This is a genomic window from Fervidobacterium nodosum Rt17-B1 (assembly GCF_000017545.1).
GTDB classification, from domain to species: Bacteria; Thermotogota; Thermotogae; order Thermotogales; family Fervidobacteriaceae; genus Fervidobacterium; species Fervidobacterium nodosum.
In genome coordinates this window covers 1,858,289-1,878,079 of the sequence record NC_009718.1, presented here as the reverse complement: position 1 = coordinate 1,878,079, position 19,791 = coordinate 1,858,289, and the positions used below count along the sequence as shown (strand labels likewise).

Sequence of the window (19,791 nt, the reverse complement as noted above, 5' to 3'; positions counted from 1 at the left end):
GGAATAATTGTCAAAAGTTATTATATCATATATTTTTCAATTTATGCAACAAATTTTCGTTAATCCTTAGTCGGTCATCAAAGATTGTATAAAGATTGTATTTTATCTTTAAAGCTAAAACAACATAGCTTGGTCGGTTTCTGGAAGTCCATCTAATACTCCTATTCTTTTTAATACCTCGACTTGTGCTTTTGTAACACGTGCACGATTCATTAAATCTTCAATAGATGTATACGGTTTTTCGGCACGCTTTTCTACTATAGAGTTTGCAACGTTTTCGCCTATTCCGTGTATTTTGTTGAACGGTATGAGTAAATCTTTGCCGTCTATTATAAATCTTTTCGCGTCGCTACGTTTCAAGTCAGGTTTCTTAAATCCATACCCACGCAATAGCATTTCAAGTGCTGCTTGTAAGACTTTTTCTTCATTCTTTTCTTTAACGTCCTTCTTCATACTAGCTGCCAATTCGACGAGTCTTTTCTTTATAGCCTCCTTGCCTTTTAAAATGAGCTCTGCATCGAATTCATCACCTTTAGTTGAAAAATACGCCGCATAAAATGCCAATGGGTAGTGAACTTTAAAGTACGCAATTCTAAACGCCATACTTACATAAGCAACTGCGTGTGCTTTTGGGAAAAGATACTTTATCTTTTGGCACGACTCAATGAACCAATCCGGTACATTGTGTTCTTTCATTATGTTTATTTCTTCTTCTTTCAATCCTTTCCCCTTTCTAACATTTTCCATTATCTTAAATGCATTTGAATGCGGTACCCCTTTGTGAATAAGATAAATCATTATATCATCACGACAGGATATGACATCAGACAGTGTCGCTATTTTTTTGTTGATAAGTGTCTGCGCATTACCAAGCCAAACATCTGTTCCGTGAGAAAGTCCTGATATTCTAACAAGTTCAGCGAATGTCTTTGGCCTTGTTTCTCTGAGCATGCCCATAACAAAATCTGTGCCAAATTCCGGAATGCCTATAGTTCCTACGTCTGTTCCAAGTTCTTCTGGATCAACTCCCAAAGCTTTTGTCGATGAGAATATGCTTATAGTCTTTTTATCATCCATAGGTATTGTCATGGGGTCTATTCCGCTGTATTCGTAAAGTAAACGAATCATCGTAGGGTCATCGTGACCAAGCGCGTCCAATTTTATTAAATCGTCGTGGATAAATTCGTAAGCAAAGTGCGTGGTATATACTCCTGATTTTTTGTCGTTCGCCGGATGTTGGAATGGCGTAAAGTCATATATTTCGTACTCATTTGGAACTATCATCAATCCACCGGGGTGTTGTCCTGTTGTTCTCTTTACACCCGTTACGTACATTGTAAGTCGTTCTTGTTCAGCAGGATTTAGCGGATTAACTATATTTCCATTTTTGTCTTCCATATAGGCTTTAACGTAACCAATAGCGCTCCTATCGGCTATGGTACTTATTGTTCCAGCACGGAAAACTTTCGATTTTCCAAATAATTCTTCTATGAACTTATGCGCTCTTTCTTGATATTCGCCAGAGAAATTTAAGTCTATATCAGGCACTTTGTCTCCTTCAAATCCCATGAAGACTTCAAATGGTATGTCTTGCCCAACTTTTTCAAGTTTTGCGCCACATTTTGGACAAAGTTTGTCTGGCAAATCGTAACCTGAACCAAACTCTTCGTGTAATTCAAAATATTTACAATCTGGGCATCTGTAGTGGGCCGGTAAAGGATTTACTTCCGTTATTCCAACAAGGTGTGCAACCAATGAAGAACCAACGGAACCTCGAGAACCAACAACGTATCCATCTTCACCAGCTTTTTTGACTATGAGATGAGCTATCATATACAATACAGCATATCCATGTCCAATTATGCTGTTAAGTTCTTTTTCAATTCTCTTCTCAACGATTTCCGGAAGCGGGTTCCCATATAGTTGATAAGCTTTTTCGTAAGTCATTGTTCGAAGTTTTTCCTCTGCGCCTTCTATCTTTGGTGGATGAAGTTTCTTTTCAAGTGGTTGAATTGTATCTATCATATTTGCAATCTTCTTTGGATTATCGACAACAACTTCTTTAGCAATTTGTTCATCTTCAAAAATTTCTAAAGCGGCATCTATCATTTCCTGCGTTGTTCTAAGATAATAGTTTGCCTCTTCATCTTCTATATTACTCTGAGGTGCAAGCAATACTTTACGTGCCTTTATATCCTCTGGGTCGATAAAATGAGCATTTGAAACCATTACAACAGGCATGTTTAATTCTTTACCAACCTGATAAAGCAATTTATACGCTTCTTTGGCTTCTTCTCTGGTAAATTCTTCGGAATTTATAGTATCAAGTGGCATTATTTCAATGTAATCGTAAAATTTAAGCGCTTCTGTTAACGCGCCTGTGTCTCTTTGGAGGGCAAGCTCAAATATCTCTGAATTTGCACAACCAGTACCTATGAGTAAGCCTTCCCTGTGTTTTTCAAGCTCAGATTTCAATACTTGAGGAACAACAAAAAATGTCTCAGTGTGAGCTTTTGAGATTAATTTATACAAATTCTTAAGCCCTGTTTTGTTTCGGACAAGAACGGTCACATGCTGAGGATGTTTTACAAGTGGATTTATATTTTCAACTAATTTGTTCAATTTTTCAAACGTTGTTATAGATTTTTTCTTAGCCAATTCTATTAACTTCCAGAAAACATTTACGGTTACCCTGGCATCGTCTAACGCCCTGTGATGTTGGAAAGCACCTAACCCAAAATGGTCAACAAGTTTATCGAGAGAGAATGATTTAATTTTATTCCTAAGTAATGCTTGCGAGAGTCTGAGAGTATCTATATACGGCGGGTTAAATTCAATTCCACTTTTTGAAAGGATATTCTTTAAAAACGTCATGTCGAAATCAGCGTTATGAGCAACTAATATGCTGTCTTTTATAAATTCTAATAGTTTTGGCAAGACTTGCATTATATCAGGAGCATCTTTTAGCATATCTTCTGTAATACCTGTTATATTAAGACTTTTCTTATTTAATTTATTAGGCCTAACAAATGTGTGGAATTCATCTATAACTTTTCCATCTCTTGTTTTGACTGCACCAATCTCCATTATTTCGTCAGAACGAGGGTTTAAGCCTGTTGTCTCCAAATCAAGTACAACATAAGTATAATCGTCAACGTTGCCTTCTATTTCGTTCATCATTATCCTTTTGGGATCATTAGCCAAATAAAGTTCCGAGCCAAATATTGGTTTTAAACCTGCTGATTTTGCAATATCAAAAAATTCTGGAATGGCTTGGACATTACCGTGGTCGGTAATCGCGATAGCTTCCCATCCCCATTTTTTTGCTGTGCTCACGTACTCTGAGATGTCCATTACACTATCAAGATCGCTCATTTTTGTATGTGCGTGGAGTTCTACTCTTTTTTCTACAGCGTTGTCAACCCTATCTAAAGATGGGATTTCTGTAATATTCTCCACTTTTAAAAATGGGGAATTGTTCTTATCTGTAAGAACTTTACCTGTGAATATATACCAACTTCCTACATTAACTTTTTCTTCTACTGCCAATTTTCTGGAATCGAAAACTTTTAAAATGGTCGAATCTTTCTTGTCTGTTATATATATTGTTGATAAATCATCGTTTATTTTCTCGAATTTAAACACTTTACCATAAACTTTTATCTGTCTCTTGGAATTTGGTGATAAAACCAACGTAGATGGAGAGTATATTGAGTTTAAAACTTTTTTTAGTTCGCTTTCATCATTTTTTTCGATTTTATTGTTCTCCTCGACATCGCCTTTTATACTATTAAATTCAGAATTTCTTTGTTCTACGTTCTGAACAATTTCTGTATTTTGAATCAACTGTTCTGAATGTTGTATGCTTTCCTGCACAGTCTCAATAATATATTCTTGAAAAGGTAATGTGTTTTTTACCTTTTTTATTCTGTTCATGACATGAGATTTTGCGAACTCACCAATTGTGTATATCTTTAAGCTTTTACCAATGATTTCTATCCTATCTATATATTTTCCAGAACCATTCAACTGTTTGTAAATAAATTCTTCTATACTCTGACTTGATTCATTAATTGTGTTTTCAAAAGTAATATCTATGTGCACTCCTATGAACTCACTAAGAGCATTTTTAAAGTATTCAGAATCTCCTGAAAAATTTTCTATAACAAAAGTAACAGCTTCTCTTTTTTTATCGTAAATAACCTTTTTTAAAATACCACTGGCATTTATTCCAAGCTTTTGAGCTATATTTTCTATTGGACGCTGGACATCAAAGACGTGGATCATCATTACACCTCCATAACAATGACAACACAAATGACAACACATATAATTACTATCGATTTGATCCTATTTATCAACTTATTTTGTGTTTTTCTTATACGAAGAATAATCAGAACCACTCACCGCAGCACACCAAGCGATGGCGAGGGCGTCCGCCGCATCATCTGGTTTTGGTATTTCATTGAGTTTAAGAAGTATTTTCATAACTTTTTGTATTTGCGTTTTCTCCGCCCTACCATAACCTGTCACCGTAAGCTTAACTTGGTGTGGTGTGAACTCAACAAATGGGATATTGGAATGCTTAATCGCAAGAAGGATAACCCCTCGAGCTTCACCAACATAGATAGCCGTTTTGACGTTCTTATAAAAGTAAAGACTCTCAATAGCCACAAGTTCAGGATTGTATTTTTCTATAATCTCATTCACTTGATTGTATATGTAATCAAGTCTATCTTCAAAATGTTCACCTTTTTCTGTCTTTATTGCCCCATGACTAACGTATGCTATCTTGTTGCCTAGTTTTTCAACGACACCGTAACCAACAATGCCATAACCGGGATCTATACCAAGAATACGCATAATGCACCCCGCTAATTTAATTGTACTTTATTTCTCTTTTTTCGTCGGTTACAATTTCAAATGTTAACATTGTTAACTTAAAAAATAAACATCGCATCACCAAATGAGAAAAATCTATACCTTTCCTGCACAGCTATCCTATACGCTCTCATCGTTAAATCATAACCAGCGAATGCACTAACAAGCATTATTAATGAAGATTTCGGCAAGTGAAAATTAGTTATTAACGCGTCCACAATTTTAAATTCAAATGGAGGGTATATGAATATATCGGTTTTTCCAGAGTAAGAATCACTCTTTTGAAGTCTAGCTATCGTTTCAAGTGTTCTTACAGTAGTTGTTCCAACAGCTATAACTCTTTTACCAGAGGCTTTAACTTCATTAATAGCACTTATGGTTTCTCCAGAAACAATGTAATACTCCTCATGCATTTTATGTTGTCTTATGTCTCCAACTTTAACAGGCTTAAAAGTCCCAATTCCAACGTGTAAGACAACTTCCGCTGTTTTAACGCCTTTGTTTTTTAGTTCGTTAAGTAGCTCTGTTGTAAAATGTAATCCAGCTGTTGGTGCCGCCACGCTTCCTTCATGCTTTGCGTAAACAGTTTGGTACCTTTCTATTTTAACGTTATGATTTTTTATATAATGTGGCAATGGAACGTTTCCAAAAGAGAATATCTTTTCATCTTCCTTTTCTGAAAATTCGATAACTCTTGTACCTTCTTCTGCTCTTGAAAGACATTTACCATACATTTTCATATTCGTATTTTCAAAAATTATTTCCGTTCCTTCTTTTACAGCTTTACCAGGTTTGACAAGGCATTTCCAAATGCCTAATCCTAACTTCTCAAGTAGAAGAATTTCGATATTAGCACCAGTTGTCTTTTTACCGAACAATCTTGCAGGAATGACTTTAGTTGTGTTGAAAACCAATAAATCCCCCTCGTGAATATATTCTCCTATATCTCTAAATATCCTATGTTGTATTTCACCAGTTGCTTTGTTTAGAACCATCAATCTTGAACTATCCCTTGGTTCAACGGGCGATTGTGCAATTAACTCTTCTGGTAGGTAATAATCATACATTTCAAGGTTGTAAAGTTGAGAATTATTGTTTATATTGTCCATGTTAAACTCTCCTCCTAGCTAAAAATAACGGGCGGTTACCCGCCCATTATGTTAAGAGATTGTATTCTTACTTTCTTAATGAGAGTTTTTCGAGAAGTTGTTTGTAAAGCTCTGGATCCTTTTTCATCAAGTACTTCAACATTTTTCTTCTTCTTCCGACCATTTTCATAAGCCCGCGTCTTGAGTGGAAATCTTTTGGATGGTTCTTAAGGTGTTCTGTAAGATGTCTGATGCGTGCTGTCAAAAGGGCAATCTGGACAGCTGTGCTGCCTGTGTCAGTGTCGTGAATTTGAAATTCCTTGATGATATCGTCTTTGTTCATCCTTTTACACCTCCATAGAATTTGTCCACTTGCCAAGTAGGGGAATCTCACCCACAACTGAGCAAGGGCAGAAATTATAATATACCAAGAAATTCAATTTGTCAAGACAATATTGGTTTTGAAATATTTCGGAAGCTATAAAACTTCAAATAAGAAAGTTAACTTGGTGAATTACTTTCAAAAAACTAAAAAAATGTTTGCAAAACGGTTATTAAAAGTGATATAATATTTTTTGAGATAATTTATGTATTTTGTTAATTGTATAAGAATGTTATATAATTCATATGTGTGGGTTTTTCTATTCTTTAATCACACTTTAAAAAAGGAGGGAACATTATGAGAAAGTTGGGGATTCTTCTTGCGGTCGTTCTTTTCGGTTTAATGGTTTTTGCAGAGGTAGACATCGACAGTCTTGTCAACAGGATTGAACTACTTGAAGAATATGCAAACATGATTTACGACACCGTTGGCACAAAAGCAGATTTGGAAAAGGTATGTTTATTAGAGGCATCTGTCACGGAGCTTTACGATTCGATCGATGGATTAAATGAAATTCTCACAGGTCTTGCTGCACAAATTGGCGACACAGACTATTTGCTCAGAAAGCAGATTGAAAATACCCAAAAAGATTTTAACTCTAAATTAGAAGAATACGCTAAAAATCAGCAAGCATACGACGAAAGAATTTCAGCTGTTGAAACAGATATTTTGAATATAAAAAATACTATCGATACAGGTTTACCAGCTCTTAGAGACATGTTATACGAACTTTCAGACAATTTGGCTGCACTGGAAGAAAGACTTACATCATATATTGAAGTATCAATAAATTCTCTAAAAGAAGAAATGGTTAAAGAAGGAATAACCACTGAGGCACCAAATAATGACTTTGAAACAGCTTTAGAAGATATAAAGGTTACCCTTGACATCCACGACAACGACATATTAAAGATTTACGAAACACTTGGCACACTGTCCGACCAAATCGCAGCACTTGAGGAAAAAATTATCGATCCAGAAGCAATAGAAACACTCACACTCAAAGTTGACATGCATGATCAAGATATTGTGAATATTTACGACAATCTCTCACAAAAAGCAGACAGAGAACAAGTAGATCAAATTGAAACCGCACTTGAAAATTACGCAACCAGAGAAGAAGTAACAAAGATGCTCAGTGACTCTGAAAAGAAATTCGATGAAAAATTGAACAATGTAAATACAATAGCATGGTTTGGCATTATTTTGGGAGTAGTTGCAGTTGTGTTTTCGATTGCAAAATAATTTGAAAATTTGAAAAATAGTTTAGTGTTTATACAAACTATACAAAAAAGCGGGAGCATTCGCTCCCGCTTTTTATTTACTTTGGAAAAAATTAGAATTGCATTCTCATTATCTCTCTATAAGCATCAACTATCCTATTTCTAACTTCAACGGTAAGTCTCAAAGATATCGAAGCTTTTTCTGCTTCTACAACTAGTTCGTGAATATTGCTTATCTTCCCCTTGGCAAAATCATCACTCATCTGCTCAACATTTTTCTGTTGTTCATTGACAGATTGTAACGCATCGGAGAGAATTTTACTAAATTCACTATTGCCTGACTTAGATTGAGTGTTGGAAATATTTTGAATTTGGTTGTTAACCCCATTTATTCTTTCTATCATTTAGCATCACCTCCCGATTTGAAGGGCTGCGTTTATCATAGCTTTTGTTGTGTTAATTGCTGTTGCATTCGCTTCGTAAGCTCTTTGTGCGTTAATCATATCAACCATTTCACGGACAATGTTAACGTTTGGTAATTTCACATAACCATTTTCATCCGCATCTGGATGAGTTGGGTCATACACTATCCTGTACTCGGAAGGGTCTTCGTATATACTTTTCACCATAACCCCACCATTTTCCTGATTACCTTTTATATTTCTCAAAACCTCCTGAAAAACAGGCACTTTTCTCCTGTACGGCCCACCGTTTTCCGTTCTTGTTGTCTCGGAATTCGCTATATTTGTAGAAATTACCTCTATTCTAAACCTCTGGGCTGACAAACCTGTGGCAGATATGTTCATTATGTTGAATTCACTTTGCATAGCGAATACACCTCATTTCTCTATATTTATAATTTCTCAATCTACGCTAATATTTTTCTCCATTATTATCTTGTATTCCTTAAGACAGTGTTGTACCTATCTATATTTGCACTCATAAGCCTTGAAAGAACTTGGTATCTAAGCGCATCTTTAACCATCTCTGTCATTTCCATATCGATATCAACGTTGTTTTTGTCGTTTGTCAAAGTTGTATTTTTTACCGTAACTTGCTTGGCTGTGATAGTTTTTATCGATGATGGAAGGTGTTTTTCACTTGTCCTTGCCATCTGTAACTTCATCTTCGATTCTTGAAGATATTCCTCAAAAGCTATGTACTTCCTTTTATACCCAGGAGTTTCCGCATTAGCAATATTCTGGGCATGTATTTCTTGTCTTTTCATTTGAACGTCAAGAGCCGTCTTGAGTGTATCAAAATTGGAATTGAAGATTGAATTATCCATGACTTTTTCCTCCTAAATAATAGAAAAGTGTTTAAAGCCAGAATATGGTATAATGGTATAGTAGTATAATTAATTTTAACCTTTTTCTATTTAGATATTCTACCATAAAATGTATAATTCCTACAAGCCATTTTTATTTTTTATTTTTTGAACTTATCAACGTTTAGATTGTCTAAAAGTATATAATAGAAAAAATTGGGAGGTGGTAGTAGTATGAAAGGTATTAAAAAAATTAAGAAGATATTATGGGTTCTAATACTCATTCTAACACTTTCACTCATTTTTTCTTGTGGGTTAAGAATTCCGCAAAAAGCGCCTGAAAAGGTGAATGTTAAATACACGAAATATTTGGAATTTCCTATAACAACTTACAACTTAAAAATCAAAGATTTTATATCACCACTTGAAAACAACATCTCTGGTTCTTTGACACTTGAAAAAACGGATCCGCTTGAGTTAAGCTTGGCAACACAAGTAGAGTATTCACCAAAAACGTTATTGAAAGATTTAGAAAATAAGCTTAAAGATGAACTTGCAAAATTATCTGAGAATTTCAACATAACAATCGACACTTCAAGTTTCGCAAATATGCTCTCTGGAACAATCCCATTGCCGACGTTATCCCAAAGTGAATTAGAAATACCCCAATCAGCTACGGAAATTTATATCAATAGTATAACATTTTTAAACGATGAAAACATTCCTGTATCAAGTGGTACAAACTCGTTCGAAATTCCTGTAACCACACTTCAAAGTCTTTTCAATTTCACCGAGGCGAATTTAAAGAATGTGAAAATTTACGTAAAAATTTCCAACATAACAGCATCTAACATCTCAATGGTATTAGACGGTAGAACTGTTGCTCTTAGCAATAATCAAGAAATATCAGTGTCTAACTTGTTAGTTAAAAAATCTTCAAATCTACAACTCAGGTTCAATTCAAGCACAAGCGGTATAGCACAAGTAACCTTCAAATTTGTAGATCCCTTGGTAAATTATGCGAAAGATTTTGACACAAGCAAGCTTGATTCAGAAAAAATAGAGATAAACATAAACGAAACACTCTTTACATTCCCACAAGATTACCAAATTAAACTCTCCGGAACCATTAATGAAGAGATAGTCGCCAATATAAGTGAAACGATATCTCAAAATATCAAATTGAAATCCGGAGGAACAGAAATCGGAAGTGGCAATGGAACCGGAAAAACAGCATCGATAAACCTTCCTGGCACAAACTATTTCAAATTGAGCGATGGAATAAACATTGAAGGAACTATAACACTTACGGGAATAGTAAACTTTGATTTTAGAACACAAAATCCAAAAATAAAAGTCACACCATTGGTTAACGTTACAGCTGTGAAGGACTTTCCATTGGAACTAACTGTAACAATACCAAATGTGGACTCTATTGAATTTGGTGCAGGAATTGTTAGCTTATCGTTTAATGGTTTGACACCAACAGCTGTTTCTGAAACATTTGGAGGTAAACCGGTTTCATTAGAAAATTCTAAAATATTAGTAAATCTCGAAGATTTAAACCTACCAGCGAATGTCAACATTTTAATAACTGGCGATGTAAGTGCAAATACTGTAAGTTACAGCTCAACTATTTCCGATGATGCTTATATTCACTCGGCGTCAATTAACCCACCAAACGCGCTGAATCCAATTGAAATTACTCAAGACATTCCAGATTTTGTTAAAGACCTTGCCAATAGTGCTGTAATTAATCTAATCGCTAATTTGAATTACAATGTTTCAAATATCACATCAGAAGTCAAAATGAATATTGAATCGAATTTCCTTACGGAAGGTGAAGGCGAACACACACTCAGTGGTAGTGGAACCATATCCCTTAAGGCTTTAAATAAAAATATCGATTTTACTACATTCAATCAATTCTACTTGAAAATAATACCTACATTATCAACACCTATAACCGTTACAAACGTTCCATTAAAAGACGGTATAAGTCTTTCAATTACACCTGAAATAAAACAATTTGAGATATCTAAAATAAATCTAAAAAGCACTACATTTACACAGACTTTTAATAATTTATATGATTTTTCCAACCTATTCACAGGTGATTTTGCGTTCTTAAAGGATTTTGATATTACACCAAACGCTACTGTATCATTTAATGTTATTAATTCCACAATAAATCCTCAAGTAACAATAACAATATTAGGAAATCCTGTGCATTTAAAAAAAGGTGAGCAAAAAAATATAAGCTATATTTTAAAGAACATTATAAAAAATGAGCAAATTTTAAGTTTGAGTGTTGAAATGAACACAGGAGGCGGTGAATTGAGTAATGACAGCGAAATAGTGTTTTCATTAGATATGGATATTCCTTTAAAGATAACCGCAACAAAAGATGTCAAAATTAAGAGCGAAAATGTTAATTTGTCAGAACTTGGCAGATTAAAAGATATAATAAAATCTGTTAAATTAAAGTTTGGTAGCTTCAATAATACTACTGGAATTGTAGGGAAACTATATTTAGGTAAAGATCAAAACAATGAACCAATAGTATCCGTAGAACTTAAACCGGGTGATAACAGAAATACAGTTATAGATATTCCAAAAGAAAAGTTGCAAGCACTAGCTACATCTTCCACACCTTGGGAGATAATAGTTCCAGAAGGTGAAACTGTATCTTTGAATTACAATGGAGTTTTGAGTATAGCGCCATACCTGGCAGTTGAACTTGAAGTTGCAACCAGCGTTAGTTTGAAGTCAAATTAAGTGAGGTGATAAGATATGAAAAATAAAATTTTGACAATCATAGTTCTTTCTTTAATATCTGTTTTGTCTTTTTCAATGATTATTCAACCATTCAGCTCTTACGGAAATGTCGTACTTGTAAAAGAAGATATGACTGCTTTACTTAAAGTTGGAGCATTTGCTGATATTGAACTATCTCAAAATTTTTTGACAATGGATAATTTAAATGCTTTATTGAACGAAGAGGAATTAATAATCAACACTGAAACAATGAAATCAGCTATAAATAATGGTTTAAAAGCGTTTTTTAACGCAAATGCTGGTACTTACGCTCATTTAAATTTGTTTGGTTTTAGGTTTGTTCCATACTTAAGAATAGATGGTAATTTAAGTTTATCAATTCCAAAAACTGTTTCAAACATTCTATTCGGTGAAACGAACATAGGTGAAACAAATGAGTCAACTATAACAAATTTCCTTAAGACAAATATTACTATGAACCTTGGAAATTCAATAGTTTTCGAAAAATTCTACGTCGGTGTAAATCTTTATTCACCAATAGTTTTTTCTGACCAAAATTCTACATATGCTTATGCATATTACACCTCTTCAGCATCACCGTCTTACGCCGAACTAAATATCCAAGCTCAAGCACGTATTTTGAGCAGTTATAATCTTAATAATATTGAAAACGAGATATTCAATTTCCAAAATTCGGGTATATCTTTGGAACTCGGCTTTGGAACTGATAATTTTGGAATTGCAGTCAGAAATATAACAATATCACCCGCAAAAGCAACATATGTTATAGCTATTAGATCCGATGGAAAAGTAAATTACACAGCAGAAGGTACAAATTTGACACTCGATGCAACTTACAATATTTATAATTCTCCATTATCTTATTTGACCGAGCCTGTCAATGTTATACCACCAATACAAATAACCGGCTATTTCAAAGGGCAAAACCCATTAATGTGGGGCGTTGCAGGTAGCTATTGGCTTGATGGGAATTGGATGGCAAAAGGTTACGCGGGATTCAATCTTGGACTTTTAAAGCTATACTACATGCTTGGAATGAATCCAGCAGGATACGCTCACACGATTGGTTTTGGTTTTAATTTGTTCTTTGCAAATGCAGATTTGAAACTAACAGCAACAACTGACCAATTTATTCCTATTGGTCAAACTACGCCGGGAATTGGTATCGCATTCACTTTTTCAGGTGGACTGTAATCTTTGTTTCTAACTTCTTGTTTTAAATAATTCCATAGAAGGCATCCTGCTTAAAAGCAGGATGCCTTTTTTTAGTGATATAATAGAAAAAACAGGAGGTGGTATTTTGTCGGTTATTAAAAAACTCCCTCAGGAAGTTGTTTCAAAAATCGCCGCTGGAGAGGTTGTTATTAATCCAGCTTCCGTTGTAAAGGAACTTGTTGAAAATAGTTTAGATGCGAACGCAACAAGCATAGAAGTGCAAATTAGAAATGGTGGAAAGTCATATATAAAGGTTTCAGATAATGGTATAGGCATGTCAAGAGATGATATGCTTATCGCTATTGATAGATTTACAACAAGTAAGATATCTGCCTTAGAAGACATATATAATATACATTCTTACGGTTTTCGTGGTGAAGCTCTTTCATCAATTGCCGAAGTATCCCGCTTAATTATCACATCTTCAGATGGAAATAACGCACACAGGTTGGAGGTAATCGGCGGAAAAATTATAAAAATTACGGAAACTCACAGAGAAAGAGGTACAACTGTTGAGGTTTACGACTTGTTTTTCAATATCCCAGCGAGGAGAAAATTTCTCTCTTCTGAAAAAGTTGAGACTCGAATGGTAACCGAAATTGTTGAGAAATTTATGTTGGTACAACCAAGTGTAAGTTTTGTTTTTAAGATAGAAGATGAAATAGTTTACAATGCGTCAAAAGGAAGTTTGGAAGATAGGTTTTCCATTATATTTCCGGAAGTAAAGGAATTCAGCTTAATTGAACCACTTCAAAGTGAGATAATGCAGATTTCAGGTATAATCTCTTCACCACAATACACAAGAAGAAACCGTTCTGGGCAGATTTTTTTTGTCAACAAACGCTTCGTAATAGATAACTTACTTAATCTTTCATTTGAGCGGGGATATGGTGAAGCTTTAGCACAAGGTGAACATCCGTATGGTGTGATTTTCTTGGACTTTCTACCAGATAAAATAGATGTTAATATACACCCTCAAAAACTCCAGGTAAAATTCTCCGACCCTCAAAATGTGTATAACGAGATAGCGAGAACTATTAGAACAACTTTGAGAAAATTCAGCTTTTTTCAGATGTCTATATCAAAAAATTCAGAGGAAGAAGAAAAATATTCAAGTGAAATTTCAAATCAAAATTTAAAGGCTGAAAATTACCAACACACAGATTCTGAATGGTATCCAAATCAATTTAAAAATTTGTACCAAAAAGAAACTCCTCAAACATACAGACCATATGAACCATTATCTTCAATATCTCAAAATTTATTACTCCCACAATTAAATGAAAAATCGCTCCCAAAAGAATTTATCGTACTTAAGGATAGGTACATTGTCTTTGAGGATTTAGATGGATTGGTTATCATCGATTTCCACGCAGCCCATGAGCGAATAATATATGAACAACTCAAAGAAAATAAATTTGAAACCGTACAATTACTTATACCATTACACATAAAACTCGGAAAAAGCTTTTTGCAATTATCGCAACAATTGACAGATGAATTCAAAAAATACGGTTTTGACTTTGAAATAAAAACGTTAGAAGATGGAAGTGGCGAGGTTGTAATAAAACAGATTCCATCAATTTTAAAGGTTACAGACGCCTCAAATGTTTTTCTTGAAGTCTTAGAGGAATACAGAATTCCTTTCGAAAAGCCGAAAGGCTTAACGTATGTTCTTGCTTCCAAAGCTTGTAAATCCGCTGTAAAAACCGGAGATAAACTCTCTCACGATGAAGTACAGCAAATAATAAAAGAAATAAAAAGTAAAAATCTACTAACTTGTCCCCATGGAAGACCAATAATGATGAAATTATCATTCTCACAGCTTGATAGTTTTTTTGAAAGAATTTAGTTATTTTTGGTTATTTTTATAAAATATCACTATTGACTTTGTATAATTCAAAGGTGTAAAATTGTTCGTATAACGAATTATATTACACGCTTTTCTGTTCACAAGGGAGGGATAAAGGTGCTTGATAGGTTTGATAAGGTATTTGTTGAGGAAATTTTAGGAACTGTACTAAAGTATGGCGGAGATTTCGCCGAAGTGTTTGTTGAGGATAGGTTCTCAACAAATATTTCACTTAAGAATGGTAAGGTTGAAAACGCGCAAACTGGAAGAATGTTTGGAATAGGTATTAGGGGATTTTTAGGCGATAAGGCAATATACGCTTACACCAACGATTTGTCAGAAGAAAGTGTTTTATCTGTTGCGAAGAGAGTCGGTGAAGCTTTAGGAGAGGTAAAACTATCTGGAACAAGTTTTGATTTAAGAAAGAAAGAATTAAACAACAAACACTTTATACTACTCAAACCTGAAGAAGTCAGAAAAGATATAAAAGTTGCTTATATGAAACGTGCTTACGAAGCTGCAAAGAATTATTCTTCTCTAATCGCACAAGTTGTTGTGAATTACTGGGATTACAATCAAAATGTTTTAATCGCAAATTCTGAAGGTGTTTACGTAACTGATAATCGTGTTAGAACAAGGCTCATGATTAATGCTGTCGCGATGAAAGATGGGCAGATGGAATCTGGTTTCTATGGGCCAGGCGCGGCGATGGGATTTGAATTTTTAGATAAGATCGATGTTGAGCAAGCCGGAATTAGAGCGGCGAGGATAGCTGCAAGAATGGTTGATGCGGAAGCAGCGCCAGCTGGTAAAATGACAGTTGTAATATCCAACGAATTTGGCGGGGTTATTTTCCATGAGGCTGTCGGACACGCTCTTGAAGCAAGTTCCGTCGCGCGTGGTATGTCTGTCTTCGCTGGTAAATTAGGTCAGCAGGTCGCAGCAGAGTGCGTGAGCGCTGTTGACGATGCAACAATACCAAACGCTTGGGGAAGCGCAAATGTAGATGACGAAGGAACACCTACGCAGAGAATTGTTTTAATCGAAAAAGGTATATTGAAAGGATATATGATAGATAAATTGGGCTCGAGAAGAATGGGAATGCCTTCAACAGGTAGTGGAAGAAGACAAGATTACACATTCGCGCCAACATCAAGAATGAGTAATACATTTATTCTTCCTGGAGATTATCATCCCGAAGAAATCATAGCATCTGTCGATTACGGTTTGTATGCAAAGACCATGGGAGGCGGTTCCGTCAATCCAGCGACTGGTGAATTTAATTTTGCGGTGAACGAGGGATACTTAATTGAAAAAGGAAAAATAACTAAGCCAGTTAAAGGCGCAACACTCATAGGAAAAGGGTACGAAATTATTCAAAAGATAGAAATGGTTGGTAACGACGTTGCGAGAGGACAAGGTATGTGCGGTTCTTACAGTGGTTCAATACCGGCAGACGTTGGTCAACCAACGATAAAGGTAAGTGAAATAATTGTTGGGGGGCGAAATAAATGAGACCAATAAATTTTGAAGAATTCAAAGAAAAAATATTTGTTCTTGCAAAGGAAAAAGGTGTAGAAGTACAGATTAGTTATTCAAAATCAAGAAATTTCCAAGTGAGATATCAAAACGGTGAGATGGACCAATATACAGACGCAGGGAAGTTTAGGATAAACGTTCAAGTCCTTAAAGATGGGAAAATCGGCATGTCTTACACGGAAACACTCGATAATCCAGAAAAAGTTTTTATAGACGCATACGAAAATATTTCGATTGTAGACACAGAAGATATAGAATACTTTTACGATGGGAAAGGAACGTACCCAAACATTGAACCTTACAATGGGGCTTTTGAAACTCTCTCCGTGAAAGAAAGATTGAATTACGTTGAGATAGCTCACAGAAAAGTTAGAGAAGACGAAAGAATTATAAACGATATGGCCGTATACGGAGACCAAATGAGCGAATCAAAGATAGTAAACACCCTTGGACTTGATGTTTCATTCGTCAGTGGTGGAGGTTTTATGTACGCAATGGCAGTGGCAAAAGATGTATCACCAAGATCCGCTTTTGAATTTGCTATTGGTAAAAAACCAGAAGAAATAAATCCCACGCACGTTGGCGAGAGAGCAAAAGATGAAGCAATCACTTTAATCGGTTCGAAATCGGTAAAGAGTGGAAAGTACAGAGTTATACTAAGAAACGACGTATTTTCCGACATTTTAGGCATGCTTGTGTCTATGATAAATGCTGATAATGCGCATAAAAACTTGTCACCACTCAAAGGTAAAATTGGCGAAAAAATCGCTTCCGAAAAGTTTACAGTAAAAGACTTACCAGTACATGAACTGAGTATTGTCGCCACGCCATTCGACTCACAAGGTGTACCCACAAAAGAAAAAGTTATTATTGAAAATGGAGTGTTTAAGACATTCCTCCATAATCTAAAAACAGCCAAAAAAGATAACGTTGAGCCAACGGGAAACGCATATGGGACAAGTATAGCACCTATAAATCTTTACGTAGAGCCTGGAGAAAAGAATTTTGAAGAGCTTCTTGAAACCCTTGATAATGGAATAGTAATCATCGAAGTTGAAGGTATGCACTCTGGCGCAAATCCAATATCAGGTAATTTCTCCTTAGGTGCGAAAGGACTAAAAGTAGAAAACGGTAAGATTGTTCATGGAGTTGAACAGGTAACAATTTCTGGTAACTTCCTTGAAATAATGCACAAAATTGAAGAAGTTGGAAACGATTTGAGGGGCTTTATCGGTATGAATGGAATGATTGTACCATCTGTTCTAATAAGTGAACTTGATATAGCTGGAAATGCATAAATTCAAATATAGATTTAAACAAAGAAACATACCAGAAAGCGGGCACATTCCGAATGCCCGCTTTTTTGCTTTTTTAAATATAAAGTGATATAATTTTATTAAAAAATACTAATCGAAATTAAATAAAAAATTGTCTAATATTTTAGAGATAATTTTTAATAAACAAAGGAGAGAGGTATGGAAAAGAACCGTAAGTCAGGTAAAAGTCAAGAAAGGTTATCTGTGATAATTATTTTTGGAGTAATATTTTTGCTTTGGATATTTTTGATTTTTTATTTTTCTTCCAAATCACCGACAGAGTCTTCGATGCAATCGCATTTTGTTTACAAACTTTTAAAAAAAGTCGATAACGTAATTGATTTCTCAAATACAACGCTATTTCAAAAAATGGAAAGAAAACTAAAGATGATTTGGTTTAAAACTGAATATGTACCTGCTGAAATGCTCATAAGGAAGACTGCGCATTTTGGCTTGTATTTTATATTTGGTAGTATCACGACGATATTCTTTTATATTTGGAAATCAGACATTATAGTCTCATCGATTATTGGAGTTTCTCTACCAGCACTTTTCGCGGTACTCGATGAATACAACCAGTTGTTTTATAACCGAGGGTCTTCGCTAAACGATGTTGTCATAGACATATCAGGCTCAATCTTTGGAATGATTCTTGTAATTGTTTCAATAGGAACCTATAAAGTCTTTAATATTTTTCTTCTTAAAAAACCTCATAAACAGTTTAAATAAAAACGTCATATTAAAAAGGGCGTGGAAAAATGAAAGTAAAAATGAGTATACTGTTTTTATTTCTTCTAATCTTTGGTACATATTCGATATTCGGCATAGTTTTATACACATATCCACAAGATGCAATCCCAAAGTATTTCAAATTGGGAGATGACTTAAGTGGTTTGTGCAATGATATAATTAAAGCTTTAAATAGTGAACTTTCAAAGGAAAATATAAAAATCGAATATAAATCTAAAAATCCTTTAACTATAAGCGAGATATTTAACGCACTTGAAAAAAATGAGATAGATATCTTCATCGGAGCTGCATATTCCGAAGATAGAAAAGATAAAGTGCAGTATGTAAAAACGCCACTGTATGGATTAAGAGAAATGTTTATCCTTAAAAAGAGAAGTTCGAATGTTATTCACTTTAGCTCATTAACAAGAATAGGGGTCATAGGAGATACTGTCACTTCTAAAAGTCTGCCAAATATATTCAACAAGTCTCAAATAACAGCGTTTAAAAATATAAATGAAGCATTAAAAGCATTGGATGAAAATAAAATAGATGCTTTATTTTACTCTTCTATCGTGCTTGGATATATCTTAAGCCAAAATCCAAATAAATATGAGAAGCTAAATTTGGTGGACGAAAAGTACTATCATTACGTTGTACTCAGCAAAAAAGTTAACAATTACGTATCTCAAAAAATAGAAGAAGCTATTAAAAGCTTTCACAAAAAAGGTACAATAGCATCTTTGATAAATAAGTACAAATTGCAAGATTATGTCTTACCGGGAAATGTTGTCGAAATACTAACAGTTGATTGGAAACCGTACGAATGGTACGATGAAAAAGAAAAAATTTGGAAAGGATTCGATGTTGATACCGTTACAAAGGTTTTTGAAAAATTAGGTTACAAAGTAGTTTTCCGGACACTCCCTTGGGAAAGATGCTTGGACGCGATGAAAAATTCAGCCTACGATGGTATAATGTCGCTGAGAATTAACGATGAAAGAAAAACTTACCTTGTATTTCCTGACGAACCACTCAGTACTGGTTACGATGTGCTCTTCAAAATGAAAAACAAAAATATAGATATTTCTTCATTGGAAAACATACCTAGCAATATCATTTGTGGATACTCCATTGGGTATGCCTACGGTGATTGGTTTTGGAATGCCAAATTCAAAAAAGAACCAGTAATAGATGATGTTACGGGGTTTGAGCTTTTAAAAAATGGTAGAATAGATCTGTTCGTATGCAATCTTTTGGTCGGCAAGTCAATAGCAAAAGACCTTGGCATAGAAAACGATGTTGAATATTCAAAAATTTTCAGTGAGAAGATGATTTATTACGTAGCTTTTTCAAAGAATTTCCATGGTACATACTTAAGCGAAATATTCACACCTGAACTCCAAAAATTTAAAAAATCCTCGGACTATGAAAACATACTTAAGAAATATGGTTTGACGTTGAAGGATTTACAATTTTAATTTTCATTTTCTAATTTCA

Annotated in this window: 14 protein-coding genes and 1 pseudogene; 8 read left to right on the top strand and 7 right to left on the bottom strand. The window is 34.6% G+C overall.

Going from position 1 to position 19,791, the window contains the following annotated elements:
• Positions 1-114: 114 nt before the first annotated feature.
• The 4 genes and pseudogenes from FNOD_RS08935 to rpsO form a co-directional block, all read right to left on the bottom strand.
• A pseudogene (locus FNOD_RS08935) lies at positions 115-4,149 on the bottom strand (PolC-type DNA polymerase III); the annotation flags it as partial.
• A gap of 213 nt (positions 4,150-4,362) precedes the next feature.
• Positions 4,363-4,863 carry a crossover junction endodeoxyribonuclease RuvC gene (gene ruvC, locus FNOD_RS08930; protein WP_011994846.1) on the bottom strand — a complete coding sequence of 167 codons (501 nt, stop codon included), beginning with the start codon at positions 4,861-4,863 and terminating at the stop codon, positions 4,363-4,365.
• A gap of 77 nt (positions 4,864-4,940) precedes the next feature.
• Positions 4,941-5,948: a tRNA preQ1(34) S-adenosylmethionine ribosyltransferase-isomerase QueA gene (queA, locus tag FNOD_RS08925; RefSeq protein ID WP_041257254.1), complete on the bottom strand. Its 1,008-nt coding sequence runs from the start codon at positions 5,946-5,948 to the stop codon at positions 4,941-4,943.
• A 109-nt stretch (positions 5,949-6,057) separates the two neighbouring features.
• A complete protein-coding gene (gene rpsO, locus FNOD_RS08920) occupies positions 6,058-6,312 on the bottom strand; it encodes a 30S ribosomal protein S15 (RefSeq protein WP_011994844.1) in 255 nt (84 codons plus the stop codon).
• A 336-nt stretch (positions 6,313-6,648) separates the two neighbouring features.
• Here rpsO and FNOD_RS08915 point away from each other — a divergent pair, with 336 nt between their 5' ends.
• Positions 6,649-7,596: a hypothetical protein gene (locus tag FNOD_RS08915; protein WP_011994843.1), complete on the top strand. Its 948-nt coding sequence runs from the start codon at positions 6,649-6,651 to the stop codon at positions 7,594-7,596.
• Between the two features lie 91 nt (positions 7,597-7,687).
• Here the strand turns inward: FNOD_RS08915 and fliE are convergent, their stop codons facing one another.
• The 3 genes from fliE to flgB form a co-directional block, all read right to left on the bottom strand.
• Positions 7,688-7,978: a flagellar hook-basal body complex protein FliE gene (gene fliE, locus FNOD_RS08910; RefSeq protein WP_011994842.1), complete on the bottom strand. Its 291-nt coding sequence runs from the start codon at positions 7,976-7,978 to the stop codon at positions 7,688-7,690.
• Positions 7,979-7,984: 6 nt separating this feature from the next.
• Positions 7,985-8,401: a flagellar basal body rod protein FlgC gene (gene flgC, locus FNOD_RS08905; RefSeq protein WP_011994841.1), complete on the bottom strand. Its 417-nt coding sequence runs from the start codon at positions 8,399-8,401 to the stop codon at positions 7,985-7,987.
• Between the two features lie 65 nt (positions 8,402-8,466).
• A complete protein-coding gene (flgB, locus tag FNOD_RS08900) occupies positions 8,467-8,850 on the bottom strand; it encodes a flagellar basal body rod protein FlgB (RefSeq protein WP_041257253.1) in 384 nt (127 codons plus the stop codon).
• A gap of 225 nt (positions 8,851-9,075) precedes the next feature.
• Between flgB and FNOD_RS08895 the strand changes: the two genes are divergently transcribed.
• From FNOD_RS08895 to FNOD_RS08865, 7 genes are all read left to right on the top strand, one after another.
• Positions 9,076-11,619 carry a hypothetical protein gene (locus FNOD_RS08895; protein ID WP_011994839.1) on the top strand — a complete coding sequence of 848 codons (2,544 nt, stop codon included), beginning with the start codon at positions 9,076-9,078 and terminating at the stop codon, positions 11,617-11,619.
• Positions 11,620-11,634: 15 nt separating this feature from the next.
• The gene (locus FNOD_RS08890; protein WP_011994838.1) at positions 11,635-12,834 is read left to right on the top strand and encodes a hypothetical protein; all 1,200 of its coding nucleotides are present in this window, start codon (positions 11,635-11,637) and stop codon (positions 12,832-12,834) included.
• Between the two features lie 106 nt (positions 12,835-12,940).
• On the top strand, positions 12,941-14,707 hold the full coding sequence (gene mutL, locus FNOD_RS08885) for a DNA mismatch repair endonuclease MutL (protein ID WP_011994837.1): 1,767 nt from the start codon (positions 12,941-12,943) through the stop codon (positions 14,705-14,707).
• A gap of 117 nt (positions 14,708-14,824) precedes the next feature.
• Entirely contained in the window at positions 14,825-16,222 is a 1,398-nt protein-coding gene (locus tag FNOD_RS08880) for a TldD/PmbA family protein (RefSeq protein ID WP_011994836.1), read from the top strand.
• Between the two features lie 5 nt (positions 16,223-16,227).
• The gene (locus tag FNOD_RS08875; protein WP_041257252.1) at positions 16,228-17,544 is read left to right on the top strand and encodes a TldD/PmbA family protein; all 1,317 of its coding nucleotides are present in this window, start codon (positions 16,228-16,230) and stop codon (positions 17,542-17,544) included.
• 177 nt (positions 17,545-17,721) lie between these two features.
• Positions 17,722-18,291 (top strand): VanZ family protein, encoded by a 570-nt coding sequence (locus FNOD_RS08870; protein WP_011994834.1) that lies wholly within the window; start codon positions 17,722-17,724, stop codon positions 18,289-18,291.
• 29 nt (positions 18,292-18,320) lie between these two features.
• Complete coding sequence (locus FNOD_RS08865) at positions 18,321-19,772, top strand: substrate-binding periplasmic protein (protein WP_011994833.1); 1,452 nt, start codon at positions 18,321-18,323, stop codon at positions 19,770-19,772.
• Positions 19,773-19,791: the final 19 nt, after the last annotated feature.

Bases quoted from the DNA above. Each gene is read 5' to 3' on its own strand.
- FNOD_RS08915 (WP_011994843.1), top strand. From the start codon at position 6,649: ATGAGAAAGTTGGGGATTCTTCTTGCGGTCGTTCTTTTCGGTTTAATG.
- FNOD_RS08890 (WP_011994838.1), top strand. From the start codon at position 11,635: ATGAAAAATAAAATTTTGACAATCATAGTTCTTTCTTTAATATCTGTT.
- fliE (WP_011994842.1), bottom strand. From the start codon at position 7,978: ATGATAGAAAGAATAAATGGGGTTAACAACCAAATTCAAAATATTTCC.
- queA (WP_041257254.1), bottom strand. From the start codon at position 5,948: ATGTATGATTATTACCTACCAGAAGAGTTAATTGCACAATCGCCCGTT.
- flgC (WP_011994841.1), bottom strand. From the start codon at position 8,401: ATGCAAAGTGAATTCAACATAATGAACATATCTGCCACAGGTTTGTCA.
- FNOD_RS08895 (WP_011994839.1), top strand. From the start codon at position 9,076: ATGAAAGGTATTAAAAAAATTAAGAAGATATTATGGGTTCTAATACTC.
- rpsO (WP_011994844.1), bottom strand. From the start codon at position 6,312: ATGAACAAAGACGATATCATCAAGGAATTTCAAATTCACGACACTGAC.
- FNOD_RS08865 (WP_011994833.1), top strand. From the start codon at position 18,321: ATGAAAGTAAAAATGAGTATACTGTTTTTATTTCTTCTAATCTTTGGT.
- FNOD_RS08870 (WP_011994834.1), top strand. From the start codon at position 17,722: ATGGAAAAGAACCGTAAGTCAGGTAAAAGTCAAGAAAGGTTATCTGTG.
- ruvC (WP_011994846.1), bottom strand. From the start codon at position 4,863: ATGCGTATTCTTGGTATAGATCCCGGTTATGGCATTGTTGGTTACGGT.